5 protein-coding genes and 2 pseudogenes are annotated in these 24104 nt (G+C 48.7%); all 7 read right to left on the bottom strand.

Going from position 1 to position 24104, the window contains the following annotated elements; genetic code table 11:
* Positions 1-64: 64 nt before the first annotated feature.
* Positions 65-7509, bottom strand: a pseudogene (locus ACW5MY_RS09215) (beta-ketoacyl synthase N-terminal-like domain-containing protein).
* Between the two features lie 13 nt (positions 7510-7522).
* A pseudogene (locus tag ACW5MY_RS09210) lies at positions 7523-16345 on the bottom strand (SDR family NAD(P)-dependent oxidoreductase); the annotation flags it as partial.
* A 187-nt stretch (positions 16346-16532) separates the two neighbouring features.
* A complete protein-coding gene (gene fabD / locus ACW5MY_RS09205) occupies positions 16533-17402 on the bottom strand; it encodes an ACP S-malonyltransferase (RefSeq protein WP_013352328.1) in 870 nt (289 codons plus the stop codon).
* Positions 17403-17706: 304 nt separating this feature from the next.
* Positions 17707-18318, bottom strand: coding sequence for an MBL fold metallo-hydrolase (locus ACW5MY_RS09200; RefSeq protein ID WP_434534074.1), 612 nt, complete (start codon positions 18316-18318; stop codon positions 17707-17709).
* Between the two features lie 531 nt (positions 18319-18849).
* Entirely contained in the window at positions 18850-20727 is a 1878-nt protein-coding gene (gene mutL / locus ACW5MY_RS09195; RefSeq protein WP_013352326.1) for a DNA mismatch repair endonuclease MutL, read from the bottom strand.
* A 15-nt stretch (positions 20728-20742) separates the two neighbouring features.
* Positions 20743-23328, bottom strand: coding sequence for a DNA mismatch repair protein MutS (mutS, locus tag ACW5MY_RS09190; RefSeq protein WP_014470386.1), 2586 nt, complete (start codon positions 23326-23328; stop codon positions 20743-20745).
* A gap of 115 nt (positions 23329-23443) precedes the next feature.
* Positions 23444-23989, bottom strand: coding sequence for an outer spore coat protein CotE (gene cotE / locus ACW5MY_RS09185; RefSeq protein WP_013352324.1), 546 nt, complete (start codon positions 23987-23989; stop codon positions 23444-23446).
* Positions 23990-24104: the final 115 nt, after the last annotated feature.

Below are 24104 nucleotides of genomic sequence, written 5' to 3'. Positions count from 1 at the left end.
ACATAGTAAATTTAGTTCTGATTTAGGCAAAAAAGCTGCCGGATTGCTCCGGCAGCTTTCTCTATTACCGTTTTACCAACTCATTTGTTTCGTCCAGCTTTTTCCTGAAAGATTTAAGAAAATTGGCGCTTATCGTCCCTTTGTTTGCGTACAGCTTTTCGCAAAATGCCTTAATGGCGTTTTGCGGCTTTGTTTCCGTCAGCATTGTAACATGATTGGAAGAATGCACGTCCAGCAGGTGAAACTGTTTTATCTGCCGTTCCCATTCTTTCCAATACGCATCATAGTCTAACGGAATTTGTTCTTCCTCTGCTGTGAGATAACGTTCAAGATCCCCGAGAAACAAACCGCTTTTATTTCGGAAATAGTAGCATTGCAGCGCTTCCGGATGAGGCAGCGGCTTCATGTCATACTCTTCCATTCCGTAAGCGAGCTGCGTCTTCATCATTTGCTCCAGCTGCATCCGTATCGCTTCTTCTGATTTGGGCAGGCCGCGCTCTTTGGCAAGTGTGATCAATTCTTTCAGTACATCTTCTTCCTCAGCCTGAACGGTAATGTCTTCCCTGCTGATTAATGCCTCTTCAGGGTTTTCAGGCTTGAGATATGCCGTAAGCATCGTATTGATCGTTTGCAGCATGACTGACTTGATAGATGGTTTTCTTTCTTTCCATTTTTCACTGTACGGGGTATCGATCATGACGGCGCTTTTCACCGTATGCCCTTTCTCCTGCAAGAGGCGCGCTGTTTCATATGCAAGCATGCCGCCCAAGGAATATCCGCCAAGATCATATGGGCCTTTCGGCTGTACAGCTTGGATGATTCTCACATAAGAAGCGGCCATCTCTTCAATTCCTTGCAGCGGGTCTTTCCCTGTCAAACCCCTTGCCTGGATGCCGTAAAAAGGGCGCTGGCTCTTTTTGGCGAAAGGCTGATACGCTTCAACGCCTCCCGTTCCTCCGTGAAACCAAAAAACAGGACGGCCTGTTTCCTTTTCATTCAGTTTGACGAGTTCGGGAAAATTCCCGCCCGCACCTTGCGATTGGTTCGTTTTTAACAGCACGTTGAGCTCCTGAAGAGTACCGCAGTTCTGAAGAGCTTCCAGACTTATGCGGCTGTCTGCGTCCTCAAGTTTTTTCAGCAGCTGAATACAGGAGAATGAATCGAAGCCGTATTCAGTCAGCGGCTTATTTTGATCAATTTCCGCCGCATCCATCCCCAAAATGTCAGCCACAATGTCAGCCGCATCCCCGCGGCGGGACTGAGGGTTCTGTGAAACCGGCGGAAGGCTGATGTCTTCTGTCCGACCGCCTTTCCAATACTTGTGTTTTTCAAAAGGGTATGTCGGAAGCGGGACTCGTCGAACAGGTTTACCTTGGTGGAGTCTGTCCCATGGAATGTCCGCGCCTTTAACCCAGCAAAACGCCAGCTTTTCCAGATTATTTTCTGCCAGAAGCGTCTCCGTAACGACTGTACCGAGTGTCCCTTCCAGTAAAACCCCGATATCTCCTGATCCAGTCTGCTGACTGCCTGTAAAGAAGCTTTTCATTCCTTTGCTTTCTTCGGAAAACTCTCTGTAATCTGTCAGTTTTTCCAGCAGTTCATCTTGATTGCGGGCAACGAGTGCCAGGCGGCAGTTCATCGCCTCACGCCCGGTCTGAAGCGTGTAAGCAATATCCCGCAATGACGGAATATATTCAGTTTGTATGAAAGCAGCCAGCTGACCTGCGGCCGCCTTAAGCCGATCTTCGCTCTTAGCAGAAAGCACGATAAGCTGCGGTTCATGTGCAGATTCCGTGTCTTTCAGACGAGGGCTGTACTGTTCCAAGACGACATGCGCATTCATGCCGCCGAAGCCATAGCTGTTAATTGCGGCCCGGCGCGGAATCAGACTGCCATTATCGTCGGTGAGCTGTGTCCATTCTTGATTGTCTTCGGTGAAACGGAAGCGGCTTTGCTGAATGGTCATTTGCTCATTTGCAGCTGTAAAGCCGGGAATGCCCGGGATAGTATGATGCTTCATGGCCATCGCCACTTTCATAAGGGCTGCCAGTCCGGAAGCGAGTTCGCCATGGCCGATGCAAGGTTTCACAGTGCTGATATAACAAGGCGCGCTTTCCTCCTCATTCGCAAACTCGCCGTAGCCCGCTTTGATGGCATTGAACTCCAGCGCGTCTGCCATTTCGGAGGCAATGCCGTGGGCTTCAATGTATGTGACGGTTTGCGGATCGACATCGGTGCCCTCGTACGCTTTTTTCATCGCGGCCTTCATTCCCGCCGGGTTCGGCGCGTGAAGCGACATGCCCTTACCGCCATGAGACACCCCGGTTCCTTTAATGACCATGTGAATGTGATCACCGTCTTCAATTGCCGCCTCGAGCGGTTTTACGATGATAACGCCCGCCCCTTCACTTCTGACAAAACCATCGGCATCTTTTTGGAAAGATTTCGCCCGGCCGTTTTTGCTTAAATATCCCATTGAATCAAATCCGATAAAGCCCTTCGGTGACTGCAGAATATTGACGGCGCCCACGACAGCCTGCTCACATTCGTTATGACGGATCGATTGAACCGCCCTGTGCAATGCCACAAGCGTTGACGTGCAGGCAGCCTCGTAATATTCACTCGGCCCTTGTAAATTCAAGGCATATGATATCCTGTTCGGAATGATGGACGGAATGGATGTTCCATTGTTTGGGTCGCTATTGCCCGTGGCAACGAAAACGCCTGTCGGTCTACTTGATAACGCCTTATTGGTCAGGCCCGCATCCTCCATTGCCTTCCACGTATGCATCAAGAGCAGAAACTGCTCAGGCCCCATTTGCGAAGCCTCTTTAGGAGAAATTCCGAAAAAGAGCGGGTCAAATTCTCCGACTCCGTCAATAAAACCGCCCCATCTGAGGCTTGTGTCATCCTCATCATCGGCGTAACGGCGCCAGTCCCAGCGCTCCGCCGGAATTTCTGAAATACAGTGATCTCCGTTTACGGTGTGTTCCCAAAAAGACTGGATATCCGGAGATTGCGGAAACTGACCTGACATACCGATAATGGCGATTCCTTGCTTGATCTTACTGTTATCACAGGGTGGATGCTGTTCCTTCGGCAAAGTTGGCGCTTCTTTTGTTACCGAAGCCTCTTCTGTATGCTTGTGATCGGCAAGCAATTGAGAAAATTTGCTCTCATGTGCTGACGCAAAGTAGCGGGTCAGCTCTTCCGCCGTAGGATACTCGAAAAACAATGTTGGATTCACATCGATTTCTGCCTCTTCGCCGATCTCTTTTGTCAGTCCGATCAGGCTTGCGGAATCAAGCCCCAATTCCATGATATTAGCATCAGAACGCAGGGATGACGCAGGTTCATCCATCATCTTGGCGAGCTTGCCAAGGACATAGCTGCGGATATGATCTGTCAGACTGCCGGCAGAAATCGATTCTCCCGCGCTTTTCACAGTCGTTCGAGCCGGCTGATTCATCTGAAACGCTTCCGGGCGGAACCGTTTCAGGGCATAGCCTTCATAACACATAACCACTTCAGACCGGCTGTTGATTACATCTGCGTTAAACAGGATCATCTCCCCTGTTTGTTTGGCCAGCTTGATGTGCAGCCAGCAATCGGTGAGATTTTCCGGGCTGCCGAAGGTGACGGAATTAATGCCGAACGGCAGATAGCTTTCTGCATCCGCTTGATCCAATAAAGAAAGCGCGGACAAGTAAGCACTGTTGGCGATTAACGGATTTATAGCATAATTTTGCGAGTCGCCATTGTTCAGATTCAGCTTTGCTAAAACGGCATCAGTGCCTTTGTATAGGCGGGTGATCGTTTTAAATTCTTCTCCCCACACGACGGTTCCCGTTCCGTCTCCGTATAACTCATCTATCCGTCCCACTTCACTGTAAGAGCGCTGAATGGCCGCCAGATCCGCGTGCCGCTTCTGAAACGGATACGGACTGCACTCGGCATACGCCGCTGCGCTCCAATCAGGAGATGTACGGCTGCGGTACATCATGCGCAGTTCAAAAGCATCCCCGTTTTGTTTTGATTCTGTTTTCAGCTCGATGCGATCGCCTTTTTTTACGGTAATGGGATTGACGTAATTCAGTTTTTTAATTTGTCCTCCTTCTGCATCGGGAAAGAGATGATAAAACTGCTCGGCCGCCAGACTTTTGTATGTAGCGCCGACGAGTACAGGTTCTCCGTTGAATTGATGCCCTTGCACATATGGATCATCATCATTGTATTTCGCCTGAACGCCGGCCGCGTTTTCTGCTTCACCGAAATGAAAAGAAGTCCGGTGGTCAAAAGCATAGGCCGGCAGATGAACGGCGTGCTCTTGCTCCACCTGATCAAATGCGATATTCTCTCCTTTTTCCCATTGCCGCGCACGATTGGCGATAGCAGAATCGGAGAAATTGAGATTCGGCTGATCCAAGCGGTAAGCGGCCAGCTTTTTCACCAGTTCCTGAACGGTTGAAGCCGTAAATGCCGCCCGGTACTCCGAATGATGCGTTCTTTTTTGTAGCGCGGATGCGACAGCGGCCGGATGAAGAGATGGCGTCTTTTCTAAAAAGGCCGCCAGTCTGTCAAGATAGGCTTCAAAACTCCATTTCGTTTTCGCTGACACAGGGAAAATATATTCCTCAGAGCTGTTGCGGTTCTGATGGAAATCTGGACTGATATATTCTTCTATGATCAGATTCGCATATGCCCCGCCTGCCCCGAAGGAATTAATCATGCTTCTCCGCGGTATGATGTCTCCCGTCCCGGCATCCCTCATACGCTCCCAATGCTCGGTTTTTTCCTGCAGGTAAAAGGCTGTTTGTTCAAGCGCGATATTCGGATTTTGCGGTTTAGCGTTAATGGTCGGAACTAACGTTTCCCGCTCCATTTGCAATAGCACTTTTGCGAGCTGGGACATGCCGGAGGCCGCCTCTAAATGGCCGAGGTTTGACTTGACGGATCCAAGCGCGCAAAAACGTTTTTTATCGGTATATTGCGAGAACGCGTTTGTCAGGGCAATGACCTCAATCGGATCTCCCAATACCGAGCCGTTTGCCGCTGATTCAACATAACCGATTGTTTCCGGATTTATTCCGGCCTTGCTGATGGAAGCCGCCATGAGCTTCGCCTGCTGTTTCGGATCCGGCGCCGTATACATCTGCCTTCCTCCGCTATGGCACAACGCGCTGCTTTTAATGACGCCGTAAATATGGTCTTTGTCGGCAACCGCTTTGGAGAGCGGCTTCAGGAGCACCGCCCCGACCCCTTCGCCCGGCATCAGACCCGTGCCTGTTCCGAAGCTTTTACTTTCACTTCCCTGTTCAAGCAAATTCGCCCGTTCGAGCGCATCATATTTAGACGGTTCAAGCGTGAGATTAACCCCTCCGGCAATTGCCATGGAACAGCTGTTAAGCTTCAGGCTTTCACAGGCGAGATGAATGGCGCTCAGTGAGCTGGAGCATGCGGTCGTCACGCCCATGCTCGGACCCGTTAAATTGAAAAAGTGAGAAATCCGGTTGGCGATGTGCCAATCCCCTCCGTTAGAGCTGAGCGCTGCTTTTTCCAATGACGGGATATTCCAAAAATATTGATTGTACATACTGCCCATAAAAACACCGATGCCGCTGTCTGCTTCCTGCCACTTGTTTAATCTCTCTAACGAGTAGCCCCCGTTTTCAAATGTTTCCCATACGGTTTCAAGGCTTAACCGGAGCTCAGGTGTCATCTCCATCACATGGTCTTCCTTGATGTCAAACAGGTGATGGTCAAAAGCGTCAATATGCTGCAGAAAGCCGCCGTACCGTGTTTTTCGGTCTTCTTTTCGTGTTTCTTTTGCCATTGTTTTCAGAAGGCCCGACTTCCATCTGTTTTTCGGAGCCTCTGTAATACAGCTGTCTCCGGCTTTTAAATGCTCCCACAGCTCATCAAGTGTTTCGGACTCCGGGTAGCGGCCGCTGATGCCGATAATGGCGATGTCATCCCGATCAGAGCGATTAGTGTCGGCGGTTTCTGTGTCCGGCTTGGGCGCTTCCGCCTCTTTCGGTTCAGTGATAAATCGCCGTGTTTCCGTTACAAGCGGCACCGGTTCCTCTATTACGGGTTCCTGCTTCTTCGTTTCAGGGGGCGCTTGTTCAGCTCCAAATGCCTGCTGCAGCTTATCGGGGTAAGTGTCCAGCAGATACTCGGCAAGTTCTTTCGTATTCGTGTGTTCAAATAAGACCGTTTTCGGCAGCTCGCCAGTCAATGTTTCCAATTCACGGATAAAATTCACCTGCAAAATGGAGTCGATGCCGTATTTTTCAAAGCTGGTTTCCGGCTGAATTCGCTCGGGCGCAAGCTTTATCGACTTGGCTAACGTTTCTTTTATGAATTGCACCGTCCGTCTGTGACTGAGGAAGCCGGTTCTGTGAATTCAGCCGGCTCTTTGGAAGCCGCAATTTCTTCAACGGCCTGCGCGTCCGGCTGCTTTTGCCTGATGACGCCGTCGCTTTCTGCCGCCACGATCTGCTGACCGAGCTGATGTGACGATTCCGCCATAAATGTAACGTATCGATATCCCTCGCTTTCCAGCACAGACTGCCACGCTTCAGGATAGAGCCCCGGACATCCGGGGATGCGCAGCTCGGCGTCCTCATAAAGCCACCAGCCTTCCAAAAGACCGAATATCAGGTGAGAATAAACCGAATGGCTGCTGATCTCATTTAATAGCAAAATCCCGTTCTTTTTGAGCACGGCTTTGGCATTGCGAAGCGTCTGCCGAATATTTTTTGTCGCGTGAAGCACATTTGCCGCAATCACGGCATCATATGCGCCCGCGTCTACATCCTGCAAAGCCGGCGGCTCTTCCACATTAAACCGCTTATAGGTCAAATACGGATTGTCGGGCCCGTATTCTTTTTCAGCATGCAGGAAAAAGGCCTTTGACAGATCGGTATAGCAATATTCTTTTACGTGATGCTTGTACTCTTTTAATCTTTTAAAAACGGTCGCGCTTGTCCCGCCCGTACCCGCTCCGATCTCTAATATCCGGATTTCTGCGTTCGGGTCTTCTTTCAGGCGTTCTTCAATAAAAGCTGTCAATGTGTCAGCGAGCACCTCATTAAAGTAGTCTGCCGTTTCATTATTTTTATAGATTCCTTCCACCAATTCCATTGAGGAATCAGGAAACAGAACATCAGTGGCAGAAACTCTGCCGGATAAAATATCCGGCAAAGCTCTGAGGGCTGTCTCCACCAATGTGATCATCGCCTGTTTGCTGCTGTCCTTGAGTAAAGGAGCTTTCTTTTCATCCCATTCTTGCCACAGCACGTCCGCATGCTCTATCGGCCCCGTTAACACATACGTACTGCCTGACTGTTTTAAAAAGCCATTTTGCACCAAGATGGAGATGCTTTCTTCCAGCCACCTGCCGTAAAACCCCTGCAATACAGGCTGCGTCTTGTTTTCTGTAAAAAATCCGACAGATTTCAGCTGGCCTGCCAATAGTTTGTAAAGAAGATCTTCCGTGTTTTGCAAAGCCGTCCCCTCCTTAACTCAATTGTTGTACATGTCTTGTTACTTTAGGCTGATAGCTTCGCAGTTTTTGCATCGCCGAGCCGTGATGTTCAGGGTATACTTCTATCATTTCTTCCGGTTTTTCCACAGGCTCTTCCGCCTGTTTCATCATGACGAATTGATTCAATGGGCCGCCGAGCAACCGCTCAAGCGCCGCCATCGCTTCCGGCGCTTCAATCGATCCGACTCCCGCCTGTTTCATCCGTTCTTGATATTCAGCAGATGATACAATTCCGACGCTGCCCCAGTAGCTCCAATTCATCACCGCCGCCGAATACGGACACACTTGAGCCAAATGAGCGGCAAAGGCATCTTTGAAGCTGCATCCGGCCGCATAATTGCTTTGTCCGGCCGCGCGTGCAAATGATTGAACAGACGAGAAGAACAAAGCAAAGTCCAGCGGCTCATTTCGGAAAACGCGGGCCATATTCACGCTGACATTGACTTTTGCAGCGAGCACACTTTTAAAACGGCTTTCCGGCATATTTGCCAGACCCTGATCCTCTAAAACGATTGCGGAATGGATGATTCCGTTAATATGCGGGTGCGTGCGTTTGATCGTTTCATACGCACATGTGAGCTCATCCGGATTTGCCGCGTCTGCTTCAATATAAATTGGCGTCGGCCCGAATTGGCTGAGTCTGTCGATTTTTTCCCGGATAGCGCTGTTATGTTTTCGTCTGCCGATCCAAACGACGCGTGCCTGATACGTTTTCACGGCATATTCGCTCCAAGCCTCGCCGATGCCGCCGGCGCCGCCGATCACGACATAGACGCCGCCTTTTTTGTAAGCAGGCCGGTTTGACACCGGCTGCTGCACAGGAATGAGACGCTGTTTGTACCAATGATTGTTCCGGTACGCCCATGTATTGCCTTGCTCATCAAACGGCGCTGAGAACAGCTCCGCCTTTGAAACATCTTCCGGGCTTCCGGCATCAATCAGCCTTGTTTGCCAGCTTGGATACTCTTTTGCAAGCGAGCCGACCAAACCGTGAATGCCTGCATGAGCCGGATCAATAGTGTCGTCCGGCTGTACGGACTGTGTTTTTATTGTGACTGCGGTCAGGCTGATCCGCTTGCCTCCATATCCTAAAGCAAGCATTGCCTTGATCACTCTGTACATCTGGATGACGCCCGCATCCTGGGCTTTCACCATGTCACTGGCGGTGTGAAAAGGGGCGATCCATACGATATGGCCGAATGGCCCTCTGGCTTTCATTTCTGCCGCAACAGCCTCTATTTCATCCTCCGGAGTGATATGGAGCCTTTTTGCAGCAGGATGATGCATTTGAAAAGCCGCGCTCTCCTCATCCCCCGCGATAAAGACAACCTCTTCCGTCTCACATGCAGGGCTCTGGCCGCGGAATTCCGCTAGATCCCATACCGGAGCCAGAAGGTTTGCTCCATTTAATGATGTTTCCGGCGCAGGGCCTTCCATCATTCTGGAAGAAATCCCTTTAATCCTGACACAGACCCTGCCGTCCTCATCGCATAAATCAATGTCCAGCCGCTGAATTTTTTCATCCGTTCCCCGGGAGCTGACATACGCCCACATACTTGTTGTGCATGGACTGAAAATGTCCAGTTCCTCAAGAGCGAACGGCAATGACAGCTGGTTATCATCAGCGTGCAGTTTCAGTCCGATTGTCGCTTGCAAAGCTGAATCAAGCATGCATGGGTGAAGAACATATTGATCTGCCGTTTCTTCGAGGAAGGAAGGCAGACGGAGCTCAGCCAATGCTTGATTGTTTCCGATGTGAATCTGCTTAATTCCTTGCTGTCCGGGACCGTAATCAATGCCGATTTTGCTGAATAAGCCGTAACACTGCTCAGAAGTCAGCATGTTGTGGCCGCATTGAGCTTTCAGTGCGCCTATATTACGCTGCGGAGCCTTCCCGTCGCTGAGAATGCCGGCAGCCCCCTGACAGTGTATCTGCCTGCCGCTTGCTTCTGTTTTTGAAGCCGTGTAAATGTCATATACGATTTCACCGTTTTCCCTCGGAACGAGGCTGATCTGCGCTTCAATCGGACGGCTCCCCGCTTCAATCGGACGAACCCAGACGATGTTTTTCAGGCGGATGGCAGACGGACGTTCCTTTTGTCCTTTGACTGCCTGAGTAACTGCCGCCCGGGCCATTTCCAAGTAAGCGACACCCGGCATGACCGGTTTGCCTTTAATCAGATGATCGGTGAAAATCGTCTCTTGCCCCGTAAATTCGGAGCGGAAACGCTGCTCTGTTAAATCCGATACGTTTTCGTGAAGAAGCGGATGCAGCACCCGGGCCGTCGCCACGGCTTGCGGTTTCTCTGCTTTTGGCCGGTTGTCCGTGATCCAATACCGCTCTTTCGCAAACGGATAAGTAGGGAGGCTCATTCGACGGGGCTTGATATCAGCATATAGGCCGTCCCATTTGATATCACTGCCCTGCACCCATAATTCCGCAAGCTTGTCATTCTCTCGGCGGCTGATCAGCTCTTCGATATCCGATTCGCCGTTTCCGCCTGCGGCAACGGCGTTCAGCGCGGTTTTACCCGCTTTGCCTTTATAAATACCCGCCGCGTCATAATGTCCTTTTGCACAGCTATTCAGCTTGTCCCGCAGCTCTTCGGCCGAGGAAGCGATGATGGCCGCTCTTTCTTCCATGGCATCACGTCCCTGCTGAAGCGTGTAAGCAATATCGGCAAGATCCTCGTCCGTAAAAGGAGCTTGTGCCAGCTGTTGCGCCTGTTCTTGCAGACGTTCTTCTTCTTTGGCCGACAGCACAAAGATTTGAGGATGTTTGACAATGACGGTTTTTCTTTCTTCCCTCGGGATATATTCTTCAATGACAACATGGGCGTTTACGCCGCCGATGCCGAAAGAACTGATTCCCGCGCGGCGCGGCAGGTAATTGCCGTTTTCGTCTTTCAATGCCGTCCATTCTCTTTTTTCCTGTACGATGTAAAACGGACTGTCCTTCAGTTTGATATACGGGTTGATGACCTCGCTGTGGAGGCTTTTTGCGAGTGTTTTATGCTTCATCTGCATCAGCACTTTGATCACACCCGCGACACCTGCTGCCAGCGATAGGTGTCCGATATTGGTTTTGGCCGAACCCAATCCGCAATGACTCGCGTAAACGGCGGGATCGCCGGTTTTTTCGTACAGCTTTTGAAAGGCGGATTTCAGGCCGTTGATTTCGACCGGATCGCCAAGCTCCGTCCCGGTTCCGTGCGCTTCAATATAAGTGACTGTTCTCGGATCAATACCTGCTTTGTCATAAGCCGTTCTGACGACTTCGGCTTGGGCTTTCGGGTTCGGTGTCGTCAAGGAGTTCGCGCGTCCGCCGTGATTAACCGCGCTGCCTTTGATGACGCCGTAGATATGATCGCCCGCTTTTTCTGCTTCTGACAGCTTTTTCAGGAAAAGAATTCCGGCACCTTCACTGACGGCAAATCCGTCCGCCCGGTCGGAGAACGTTTTACATTTCCCTTCTTTGCTCAGCGCGCCGGCTTTGTCATAAGCAATGTGGCCTTGCGGGGTGACGACGGTATTCACGCCGCCGGCGATCGCCATATCGCAGTTCCCGTTTTCAATGGCGCATACGGCGTGATGAATCGCGACCAGTGAGCTGGAGCAAGCCGTGTCGATCGGTTCACTCGGCCCGTGCAGATTGAGCATATAGCTGACACGGTTCGGCCCCGCTGACGGGCTCATATTTGCGGCTGACGCACCGCCGATATCCAAGTCTGAAAATAGTGAGCCGTATCCGGTATTCCCAGTGCCGATGTAAAGGCCCGTTCTCGTGCCGGAAAGGCTTTTAGCGGAATATCCCGCATCTTCTATCGCTTTCCACGCATACATCATTAACAGGCGCTGCTGCGGATCCATCTGTTCGGCTTCCAGCGGTGAAATTCCGAAGAACAGCGGATCAAAATCCGCAACTCCGTCAATAAATCCGCCCCACTTTACATTTGTTTTGTTGGCTTCATAAAGCGGGTCACCGTAATACTCCCGCCAGTCCCAGCGGTCCGCCGGCACCTCTGTTATGCAATCTGTTCCCTCTTCCAAGTTACTCCAATACTCATCAATATTTGCGGCCTTCGGAAACACTCCGCTCATACCTACGATAGCGATCGGTTCCGGTTTATGTTCAACCGCTGTCTGAACAGGCTGTACGGCAGTTTTTGCAAAGCGTTTGTTCCCTGTCAGCCTGATGCCGCCGTCATCTGTTACTCGGCTTTGGTTTTCTTCTTTTTTCGGCTGTGTGCTGCCGGTAAATTGTGTTTGATAGTCTTCTGCTAAATGATGAGCCAAGGCTTGAATCGTCGCATATTCAAAAAACACGGTCGGTGTCAAATCAAGCTGGTAAGAGTCATTCAGTTTGTTGGCAAATTCCGTCAGCGTAATGGAATCAAATCCGTATTGATTGAACTCCAAATCGATATCTATTTCTTCAATATTTATTTTCAGAAGTCCGGAAACCTCTTTTGCCAGCAATTCCTGAAGTTTTGCCGTCAAGTCTTTCGGCGCAGGCGTTTCCTCCGTTTTTTTAACCGGTGAAAAAGCGGCTATTGGCGTCTTTTGAAGCAGTTTTTCCCGCATAACGGCGAGATTTCCTTCCATGACGAGCACACTTGTTTTCCCCGTGCTCCATGCTTTGTAAAGCGCTTCTATTCCGGTTTCAGTGCGCATCGGCGCCACGCCGGTTCTTTTTTCGGTGAGCTTCGCCATTTCTTCATTGACTTGCATTCCGCCGTCTTTCCAAAGCGGCCAATTGATTGACAATGTATGCCCATGGCGGTACATTGCCTTAACCAGCGCGTTGCGGTATGCCGCATAGCTGTCCATAAACGCGTTTGCCGCAGCATAATCCGCCTGTCCCGCATTCCCCGTGACGCCGGAGATGGAGGAGAAAACGATGAAAAAGTCCAGCGCTAAATGCTCGGTTGCTTCATCAAGGTTGACAAATCCATCGGTTTTAGGCGCTAATACACTGTGAAACTCTTCAGTTGTTTTCTTCGCGATATACTGATCCTTCATCACACCAGCGCTGTGAATGATGCCGTGAAGTCCGCCATATTCCGTCTCAATTGTTTTGACCAGATCCGCCGCAGTTTGAGCGTTTGTCACGTCAGCCTGTTTGTATTCCGCTGTCGCTCCGAGTGATTCAAGCGATTGGAGCTGCTGCCTCTGATTCGCGCTTAATGGGGAACGGCCGGTCAGAACCAGTGTCGGCTCTTTGACGTTACGGGCGATTTCTTTCGCGAAAATAAAGCCAAGGCCCCCGGCTCCTCCGGTAATAAGGTAAATGCCTCCGTCGTTCCAAGGAGTGCGTATTTTACTGCCGGACACAGCCGTTTCTTTGACATCAGCCCTGTATCGAATGCCGTTTTCATATTTGATATGGCCGTCATCAGCACATGTTTTATTTTCTCTGATGATGTCTGTGATTCTGCCGTTTTCTGCCGGCTCTATTTCAATCAGCTGGGTTTTCAGCCTTTTATGTTCCAGGCCGGCTGTTTTTAACAGACCTGAAATCCCTGAGAGCAGCTGATGCTTACCTGTTTTAGAAAGAACCGCCTGGATGAGTACGTCTCCTTCCGTTTCTTCCTTCAGCAGTTTTTGCAGCGTCTCCAATATCCGCCCGGTATAATCACGGAAGCGCGCTGCCGGTTTCTCATGCGGGGAGGTCATTTCAATGCATTCGGCTCCCGCAGTTTCAACGGCTTGTTTCAATCCGGGTTCTGTGTCACAAAGCATCACGATATGCCGGGCAAAAACAGGTTCCGTTTGAGCGGCAGTTTCAGTGCTTTGGGTCCATACGGGCTCAAGCATAAGCGTTTCCGGGGCTTCTTCTTTTTTCTCAGGTTCTTTTTCAGCCGTTCTGAACGACAAACCTTTCAGCCTTACGCAAACCTTGCCGTTTTCATCACAAATATCAAGATCGCGTTTTTCCACCTGTCCGGCTTTATGGTCTTCAGAAAGTCTGGCGTATACCCACATCCCGGCAGTGCACGCGCTGAATACTTCGAGCTCCTGAACCGCAAACGGAAGCATCAGTTTTTCATCATTTGTTCCGGTCAATATGCTTGATGCCTGCAATGCAGAGTCCATTAAGCCCGGATGCATGACATACTGCCGTACCGTGTCCGCACAAGCCGGATCAAGCGACAGTCGGCCCAATACGAAATCATCCCCTGTATAAATCGCTTTGACACCCCGGAAAGCCGGGCCGTAATCAAAACCGATTTTGCGGTACATATCGTACACTTCGTCTGCAGAAAACGGTGTCTCGGCGGATCGTGATTTCAGCTTTTGCAGATCAATAACCGGAGCCTCTGCGTCAGGACGGACTGATACTGCACCTTGGCTGTAAACGGTCGGCTGATCTGTTTCAAGGCCGCTGTAAATGTCAAAGTGAACGTCATTTGCAGTATCAGGAACGAGACGGATATTGACATGGATCGGCTCGTCTTCAATGGTGATCGGCCGCACCCAAACCGTATTCTTAAGCTTGACGCTTCCCTGTCCGGTCGGCACTTCAGATGCCTGTTCCATTGCAGCGCGCGCCATTTCAAGATGCGCCACTCCCGGTAAGATCGGCACGCCTTGTACAACATGGTCCGCAAGGTAAAATTCTTCTCCGGTATAGGTTGAAGTGAATCGCTGTTCGGCAAGGTTTGATGTATTTCTGTGCAGAAGCGGATGAAGCACGTCCTGCGTTCCGGCAGAAACAGCGCTTGTTCTTTCGTGCTTTCCGATGCGTTTTGCCGCCCAATAGCGGTCTTTTGCAAACGGATATGTCGGCAGGCTTATGCGTTTAGGCGGCCGGTCTCCGTACAGCTTCGCCCAATCGACGTTCAGCCCTTTCACCCATAATTCGAGCAGCTTCGCGTATTTGCCGCGTGCCATCCATTTTTCAACGGCTTCTTGAATTTCTTCATCTTCCGTCAGCATTTGCAGCGTGCCTTTGTCTATTCTTCCTCTGTACAAGTCCGCGTTCTTATCTCCATTGACAAACTGCGACAGTTTTTCCTGCAGTTCTTCAGCGGATCCGGCAATAACCGCCAGGCGTTCTTCCATGGCGTCCCTTCCGATTTGGAGGGTATAAGCCATAGAAACAAGGCCGGATTGACCGAACCGCTTTTCTGAAAGCACACGTTTCAGCTGTTCGGCTTGTTCTTTCAGGCGTTTTTCATTTTTGGCGGATAGAACGAAAAGGCATGGATCGATGTGAGAATGATCTGCTTCCGCTCTTTCTTGCGGAATGTATTCTTCGATGACGACGTGGGCATTTACCCCGCCGATGCCGAATGAGCTGATGCCCGCGCGGCGCGGCTGCTCGTTTCCTCGTTCGTCCGTCTGCGTCTTCCATTCCATCGTTTCCCGCACCAGATAAAACGGGCTGTCTTCAAGCTGAATGTACGGATTTACCGTCTCACAGTGAAGACTTTTGACTAATGTTCGATGCTTCATCTGCAGCAAAATTTTAATGATGCCCGCTGCTCCCGCGGCAAGGGATAAATGGCCGATATTTGTTTTGACTGAGCCTAAGCCGCAATAGCCGGACGCTTTCTCTTTTCCGTCTGCAAACGAGCTGAACGCTTGTTTCAGGCCGTTAATTTCAACGGGATCTCCAAGTTCTGTTCCGGTGCCGTGAGCTTCGACATAAGAGACTGTTTTAGGATCAATGCCCGCTTTTTTGTATGCGGCTTTAATGACTTCCGCCTGTTGTTTCGGGTTAGGCGTTGTCAAAGATGCCGCACGGCCGCCATGATTCACTGCGCTTCCTTTAATGACGCCGTAAATATGGTCTCCATCGGCCTCTGCCGCTGACAGTTTTTTCAGGAAAAAGAGTCCGGCCCCTTCACCATGGGCAAAACCGTCAGCTTGATCGGAGAACGTTTTGCATCGTCCTTCTTTGCTCAGCGCGCCCGCTTTATCAAAGCTGATATACACATCCGGAAGAACAATCGTATTGATTCCTCCGGCTAAAGCCATGTCGCACGTCCCTTCTTCTATTGAAGAAACGGCATGGTGAATGGCAACGAGCGAGCTTGAGCAGGCCGTATCAATCGGTTCGCTCGGCCCGTGCAGATTGAGCGTATAGCTGACACGGTTCGGTCCGACAGACGGACTTGTATTCGCCGCGGATGACCCTTCAATCGTCGCATCGGCATTGGCTAATAGAGAACCGTAGCCGGTATTTCCAGTCCCGATAAACACACCTGTTTTTGTGCCTGAGAGACTCTTTGACGCGTATCCGGCATCTTCAATCGCTTTCCATGCGTACGTCAGCAGGAGACGCTGCTGAGGGTCCATTTGCTCCGCTTCCCGGGGTGAAATCCCGAAAAATAACGGATCAAATTCAGCAATTCCGTCAATAAATCCGCCTTGGTTGACATTTGTTTTATTAACTTCCTTTGCGGGATCCCCGTAATAGTCCCGCCAGTCCCAGCGGTCTTTCGGAATCTCGGTCATGCAGTCTTTGCCTTCCTTCAGGTTTTGCCAGTAAGCATCAATGTCTTCAGCCATCGGAAAAATTCCGCTGATGCCTACGATTGCAATCGGCTCCGCCTTCTGACCCCGCTGTACTGTCTGCGGAAGTGTCTCAGGCAGAGTGCGGCGGCGCTTAACGGCCGGGCGTGTTTTTTGAGTCTCTTTTACCGGTTTTGACGATTGAACCGTTTTTGTATTAACCGCAAACCGTCCGGCGAATTCATCCTCATATTCACTGATTAAATGAACGGCAAATTCATGAATCGTCGGATGATCAAAGAAAATCGTCGGCGTTAATCTAAGCCGGTACGTCTCTCTCTCCGGAAGCGGTTTTCTCCGGAAAACATGAAAACAATTGGCTGGCTCATTTGTTCTCCTTTTTATTGCTTATTTTTTTAAAATATTGATTTATGAGTTTTCGTGATGTCATGTGAAGTGATGTGGCCGTGATGTTGTATGATTGGCAATGTTGTGTGAGATAAGAATTTCGTCTTACAATCCGCTACATGGCGGGTGAAGCTTCAGTTTCTTTTTTGATGCGGTGAATAAGCCCTGTCAGCACATGGCCCGGTCCGACTTCTTCAAATTCCATCGGCCCTTTGTTCAGCAGATAGCGGATGCTGTCGTTCCATCGCACTGAATGGTCGATCTGATCGGCCAGAACGGAGTGGATTCCGTCTTGCTCATAAGGTCTGGCATACACGTTAGAAATGACAGGAATTGATATAGCAGAAAAATGAAATGACTGTAAAAATTTTTCGAACTCTTGTTTTGCTTCGCTCATATATCTCGAGTGAAAAGCACCGCTTACGTTCAGCGGATGAAACAGCGTAACATCTTTTATTCCTTCGAATACGGTTTTGGCTCTTTCAATGTCTTCTTTGCGTCCGGATATGACAACTTGGTGAGGAGAATTCATATTGGCAATGTCAATCGTATGTAACCCGTGCGTTTGAAGGGCGTCTTCCGCTTGAGCCGGAGTTAATCCCATAACGGCGGCCATTTTTCCGTCAGTGGCCATACTCATTAATTCGCCTCTTTTACGGACAAGCTGCAGGCCTGTAATAAAATCAAAAGCGCCTGCGGCAAACAGCGCATTATATTCTCCCAAACTGTGGCCGGCCACATAATCCGGCTTTATGTCATTGTCTTGGATTTTTTTCAAATAGCTTAACGCGTTTACAACATATAAAGCAGGCTGAGTGAACTGCGTCTTGTGAAGGTTGGAATACGGATTCTCAAGACAAAGCCGTTTCATAGAATATCCGAGTGTTTCATCAGCCTGCTCAGTTAAGTCTTTAAATTCGTCAAACAATGAACTTCCCATTCCCTGTTTTTGAGAACCTTGTCCGGGGAATAAGTATGTGATCATTTTCTCAGCCATCCTTTCTCGGATTCAGATAAGAAGCATGTTCAAATTGATAGTAACTTCACAAAAATACCATGTCAAGTTAATTTATCCTATGCGGACTCCTGAAGAATGCCTATTTAACCCTGCCCAGAAGGCGGATTCAGGTCTTTCGGAACTGGCATAAGGCGAATGTCCCGCCCGGCTTTTTTCAGGAAAACTCCCGTCACCCAAGTGATTATTACCAAAAATTAAGCAATAACTATCATTCCATTTCAGTTGTTTCTAGTTCCGAAAGAAAAAGTAGATAAATAGAACTAATTATACGCTACTTAAAATGAAACAGCCCTTTTTGATTTTTTCTGTTGCGAAAATTCACAAAATGTTCTTTCTTGTCAATCTGAAAGTAAATATTGTTTTTCAGAAGACTCTCCATTTTTTGTCCCGGCTTCTCCCCGAAAGAGTGTCCCGGATATACACGCACATACGGCGGAATGGAGGCTTTGATCCGCTGTATACTGTCAAACATATCCTCCGCCGAGCTGCCCCTGTCCTCACATATACCGCAACCCTCTGTAAACACGGTGTCACCGGTAAAAAGATGATCAGAAAGCAAATAGCACATTCCCCCGGCCGTATGTCCCGGGGTCAGTATACTTTTGATGATAAATCCCCCCGCGGCAAAGGTCTGACCGTCTTCAAGCGCTATTAAGTTTCTGCACCGGAATTGATAGAAATCGATTTCAGCCGACGACATGTATATATCAGAATGATAGATTTGCTGAAGCGGCTCCGCCAAGTTTACATGGTCATAATGTGAATGTGTTAATAAAACAGCTGATAAATCAACATCCAACTCATGCAGTTTATCGGTTATTTTGCCGATTTCCCAAGACGGGTCCACCGCTATCGCAGAATTTCTGGCACGGTCTGCGATAATATAACAATAGTTGGATCACATCTGATGATACGTTTTGATTTGATGCACTTCATATGTATGATCCATTGTCACCATTCCCATTTAAAAGATCCGGGCAGACTGCTGCCGCCGCCCAGCTGACTGTAACCACTTTACCAGATGACACCACGTTTTTCCATGGATTTTCCGGTAAAGTTAAAAAACTTTCTGCTCCTGTCAAAAGCACCAGGCTGTGCCCTTTCACAAATTGCTATGCTGATATATAAGGAAATCAGAATATTCATATAGATGAATTCTTTAGGGATATTTATTCATTAAAGCTGAAACATTTATTCGGGTTTCCGGCAGAAGAAAAACGAAAAGTAAGCCAAAACTATAGAACTAGTTATTTAGACCTGATTCTTTTTTATTTCAATTATCAAAATGTTTCAACGTTAATATCAGCATAGTATTCAGTTGGTCTTTAAAGGCAAAAATATCAGATTCTCAAAAACAAAAAAAAGGAACACCAGACTGTTCATCCAGTGTTCCTTTCTTTTCATCTTACACGTTCTACATCACGCGTTTAAACATCTTTTCCATCTCATACGTGCTATGGTGAATAATGATCGGCCGGCCGTGCGGGCATGTGAACGGGTCTGCCGTTCGGCGCAGATCGTCCAAGAGCGCTTTGATTTCATCGTTGCGCAAATGACGGTTCGCTTTGATCGAGCCTTTGCAGCTCATCATTATGGCGGCTTCCTCCCGAAGTTTTTTAATGTCGATCTGTTTGGCGTCAAGCACCTGCTGAATGATTTCTTCAATCAGTTCAGCTTCTTCCCCTTTTGGAAACCAGGCCGGATGGCAGCGGACGATATAGCTGTTAGTGCCGAAAGCTTCTAAAAATACCCCTACACTTTCAAGCTCATGCTGATGCTGTTCAATGATAAGCGCTTCATTTGCCGCATAGTGAAAGGTGAGCGGCACGATCATATCCTGCACTTCAGGCTCAACCTGCCCGACTTTTTCCCGGAAATATTCGTATTTAATCCGCTCTTGGGCCGCATGCTGGTCAATGATATACAGGCCGTTTTCGTTTTGGGCTAAAATATATGTCCCGTGCATTTGGCCGATCGGATACATGACCGGAACTCTTTCTTCCTGTATTTCTTCGGAGACAGCTTCCTCTTCCGGCGCCGGAATATCAGAAACAGGCGCAGCCATTTCCGGCATGCTGGTTTCCGACGGCACTTCATGATCCGCTTCATTTGGGTGAAACTCTTCTTCTGTTACCGGCGCCGGCTCTTTTACGACCGAACTCAGCTTCATCGGCGAGTAAGACGGCTCCGGCGTTTTTTCAGGCAGTTTCCGCTCAGGCTCACTTTCACCGAACGTCATAAATTGCTGTTCATTTTTGATCGGTGCCGGCGCTGATTTTTTCGGAAGCTGGGCGCTTGGAATAAGCCGCTGCTTTTGAAAAACTTCCTTTATGCCGTCACGGATCAGCTCATGCAGTTCCGTCTCTTTGCTGAGGCGGACTTCAAGCTTCGACGGATGGACATTGACATCGACTAAAATCGGATCCATCGTAATTTCGATAAACGTAATCGGATGGCGGCCGATCGGCAGAAGCGTGTGATAGCCCTCATGCACCGCTTTTACAAGCGGGAAATTCTTAATGTATCTTCCGTTAATGACAGATGACATGTAGTTTCTGGATGCACGCGTGATTTCCGGCAGCGCAATGTAGCCCTTGACTTCAAAATCAAGTGAGCTGACATGGAGCGGTATCATTTTTTTCGCAACCGCCGTCCCGTAAATTGCGGCCAGCACATGGCGCACGTCCCCGTTTCCGTTTGTCTGCAGCAGGTTTTTCCCCTGATGGCGGAGGCGGATCGATACTTCCGGATGCGCAAGAGCGATCCGGTTGACGACATCCGTAATATTGCCGAGCTCCGTATGCACGGTTTTCATATATTTTAATCTGGCGGGTGTATTGAAAAACAGGTTAGTGACGATGATCTCCGTCCCTTTTCTGCTGGAAGTTCTCTGTTCAGAAATCATATTCCCGCCCTGAAGAATGAGATGAGTTCCCGCTCCCTCGCCGATGCTCGTTTTGATTTCCAGATGAGAAACAGACGCGATACTTGGCAAAGCTTCTCCGCGGAAACCGAGTGTTCTCACCCGGAACAGGTCATTTTCATCTTTGATTTTACTGGTCGCATGGCGGCGGAAAGCCCGCTTGCAATCCTCGGTTTCCATACCTTCGCCGTTGTCGAGCACCCGAATCGACGAAAGCCCCGCTTCCTCTATATCGATTTCAATGACTGTGCTGTTTGCGTCGATTGCGTTTTCCACCAATTCTTTAACGACAGAGGCGGGCCGTTCCACCACCTCACCGGCCGCTATTTTATTTGAAAGCTCATCTGACAGCTGGATGACTTTTGCCAAGTCCGTCACCTCTTTCTATTTTAATTTTTTTTGCAGCTTGTACATTTCATTCATCGCCTCAAGAGGCGTCATATCAAGAATATTGATCGACTTAAAGGCTTCAAGCACTTGTTTTTCTTTATGAGAAACAGCCGGTGCTTTCTGTTCTTTTTCACCGTCTGCAAAAAAGGACAGCTGTGCCGGTTCTTCCTTGACGACGGGCTTTTTCTCAGGTGCCGCCGGAAGCTCCGGTTTATCTCCTGACTGCTCTAGCTGTTTCAGAATCTCCTGCGCGCGGCTGATCAGATCATCCGGGAGCTCGGCAAGCTGGGCGACATGAATGCCGTAACTTTTATCGGCGGCTCCTTCTTTAATTTGATGGAGAAACACGACCGTTCCGTTATATTCCTCGGCGCGCACATGAACGTTTTTCAGCTGAGGAAGCTTATCTTCAAGCACCGTCAGTTCATGATAATGCGTGCTGAACAGTGTTTTAGCGCCGATATGATCATGGACATATTCAATAATCGCCTGTGCCAGCGCCATTCCGTCATACGTTGACGTCCCGCGTCCGATTTCATCGAACAGGATCAGGCTGTCTTTTGTGGCGTTTACGATCGCGTTTTTCGCTTCCAGCATTTCCACCATAAAGGTGCTTTGTCCGGAGATCAAATCGTCCGCAGCCCCGATTCTCGTAAAGATTTGATCAAAAATCGGCAGAACTGCTTCTTTTGCGGGCACAAAACAGCCGATCTGGGCCATGATTGATAAAAGTGCGATCTGTCTCATGTACGTGCTTTTACCTGACATATTCGGACCCGTAATCAAAAGCATTTCCCGTGATTCGCCCATCAGGCAATTGTTCGGCACATATTCTTGACTGTCCATCACCTTTTCAACGACAGGATGTCTGCCTTCAATGACTTTTACCTCATTATCGGAAAAGACGGGCTTTGTGTAATGCCTGTTTTCACTGATCGTGGCAAAGCATTGCAGTGCGTCGAGCTCACTCATTTGCTTGGCTAGACGCTGCAGGCGCGGAATAAATTGCTTAACCTTTTCACGCAGTCCGGCAAAAAGCTCATATTCCAGCTCGCAAATGTTGTTTTCCGCTTCTAAAATAAGCGCTTCTTTTTCCTTTAATTCCGGCGTAATGTACCGTTCGGCGTTTGTGAGCGTCTGCTTCCGCTCATACCGCCCGTCCTCAAGGAGATGAAGGTTTGCTTTTGTGACTTCAATATAATAGCCGAACACTTTATTAAAGCCGACCTTTAATGAACGGATGCCTGTATACGCGCGTTCCTGCTGCTCCAGTCTGGCAATCCAGTCTTTTCCGTTTTTGCTGGCGTCACGGTACTCATCAAGCTTCTGATGATAGCCGTCTTTTATTAAGTTGCCTTCCTTTAAAGATAACGGCGGGTTTTCATGCAGCGCATCTTCTAACAGGTCAAGCAGATCTCCGCACGGGTCAATCAAGCCGGCGCGTTCTTTTGCTTTTTTATGGTTAAGAGACCCGACAAGCTCTTTAATGCTCGGCACCTGTTTTAACGATTCTTTCAGCTGGATTAAATCCCTTGCATTGACGTTTCCGAATGCGACCCGGCCCGCAAGACGCTCCAAATCATACACTTCCTTCAGGCGTTCGCGCAGATCTTCACGCTCAAACAGATGATTGATCAGCGTCTCGACCATTTCCTGACGTTCTTCGATTTGGGATGCCCTGATCAGCGGGCGGTCAATCCATTGTTTGAGGAGCCTGCCGCCCATTGCTGTTTTCGTCTCGTCTAAAAGCCAGAGCAGTGACCCTTTTTTGCTTTTCGAACGAATCGTTTCTGTCAGTTCAAGATTCCGTTTTGAATACAGATCAATTTTCATCGCTTCTTCCAATTCATACACTTGAACCGGCTGCAGGTGATCCAGGCTCCGTTTTTGCGTTTTCTGCAAATACGTATATAAACGCATAAACGTCTCTGTCAGCTCTTCGCCAGGTAAGTGCTTTGCGATTTCAATCCGGTCTGTCATTTTCCCGTCTTCGATGGAAATCGTTGCGCCGCACCGTTCTTTCAGCTGGGCCGCTGTATTTTCATTAAACTTGCTTGATACGACAATTTCCTTTGCGCCGACTGAATAAATTTCTGACATGACATCTTCAATCCGTTCAATAAATACGGCGAGGTTTTCTCCAGTCGTTAAGTCTGATAAAGCAAGGCCGTATCCGCCAGGAAATGCGGAAACGGAAGCGATAAAATTGTTTTCCGACTCATGAATGCCTTTTCCGTCCATCACGGTTCCCGGTGTGATCAGCTGGACGACTTCTCTTTTGACAACGCCTTTGGCCGCCTTCGGATCTTCCGTCTGCTCACAGATCGCGACTTTATAGCCCTTTTTAATCAGCTGTTCAATATAAGCCGCCGCGGAATGATAAGGCACGCCGCACATCGGAATTTTATCAGCCGATCCTCCGTCTCTGCTTGTCAGTGTAATTTCAAGCTCTTGTGACGCTTTTTTTGCATCTTCAAAAAACATTTCATAAAAGTCACCAAGCCGAAAAAATAAAAAGGCATCTTGGTATTCTGCCTTTATCTTCAAGTATTGCTGTATCATAGGCGTGTAACTAGCCATCATTTAATCCCTCACTATGTATCTTCTTTTCCGCATCCCATTATAACATAAACAAAAGAGTGATATCTTTATATATAAAAAAGAGACTTGGGGTGTTATCTCCCCTAGCCTCTGCTTATTCTTCAGGATCTCCGACTAAAAATTCAGGGTTAATGTCCTCTAATTCTTCGTCAAGATCGTCTTCCCAATCATCATCATCGTCTTCTTCCCAATCAGCATTTACTTCTACGACTACTTTCGTTTCCCCGACCACTTCCGCTAAAAACTCCCGCTCGGCCTGAACAACGATTTTATTTCCGTTAGGAGAAATGGTGACTTCAAGACAATTCGGCTGCTGCAGTACTTTGGCAATGACTTCGTGCTCGTCATCTAAGTAATTTGTATCTCTGTATCTGAGTTTAATCACGTCAACATACTTCACTCTCTCGGTTACAACTTCCGTTTTTGTATTATCGGCGTAAGAGTACCAGACGTTTATATCATAATACCCTTCAATCTCTACCGTTTTCCCAATCTTTTCGGCATCATACTTGTGATTGATAATCCAGCCGCCCAATATGCTTGACGGTTTTTGATCAGGTGAGATCGTGTTGGTGCATTGGGTGAATTTTCTTCCTTTCGCAACTACCGCTTTCGTAATAATTTCCCTGTATTCAGACATTCCCGTAGGCCTCCTTGTTCTTCTTCGTGTTATCTTATGCTGGGCATTTGTCTCATGTGCATTTTTATAATAAAAATATAAAAATACAAAGTTTCTGTTTCATTGTATGCAGCCC

This window comes from Bacillus sp. Bwzl_19 (genome assembly GCF_054900515.1).
Note: the sequence above shows the minus strand (reverse complement) of the source record. Positions and strands in the feature narration are given on the sequence as shown.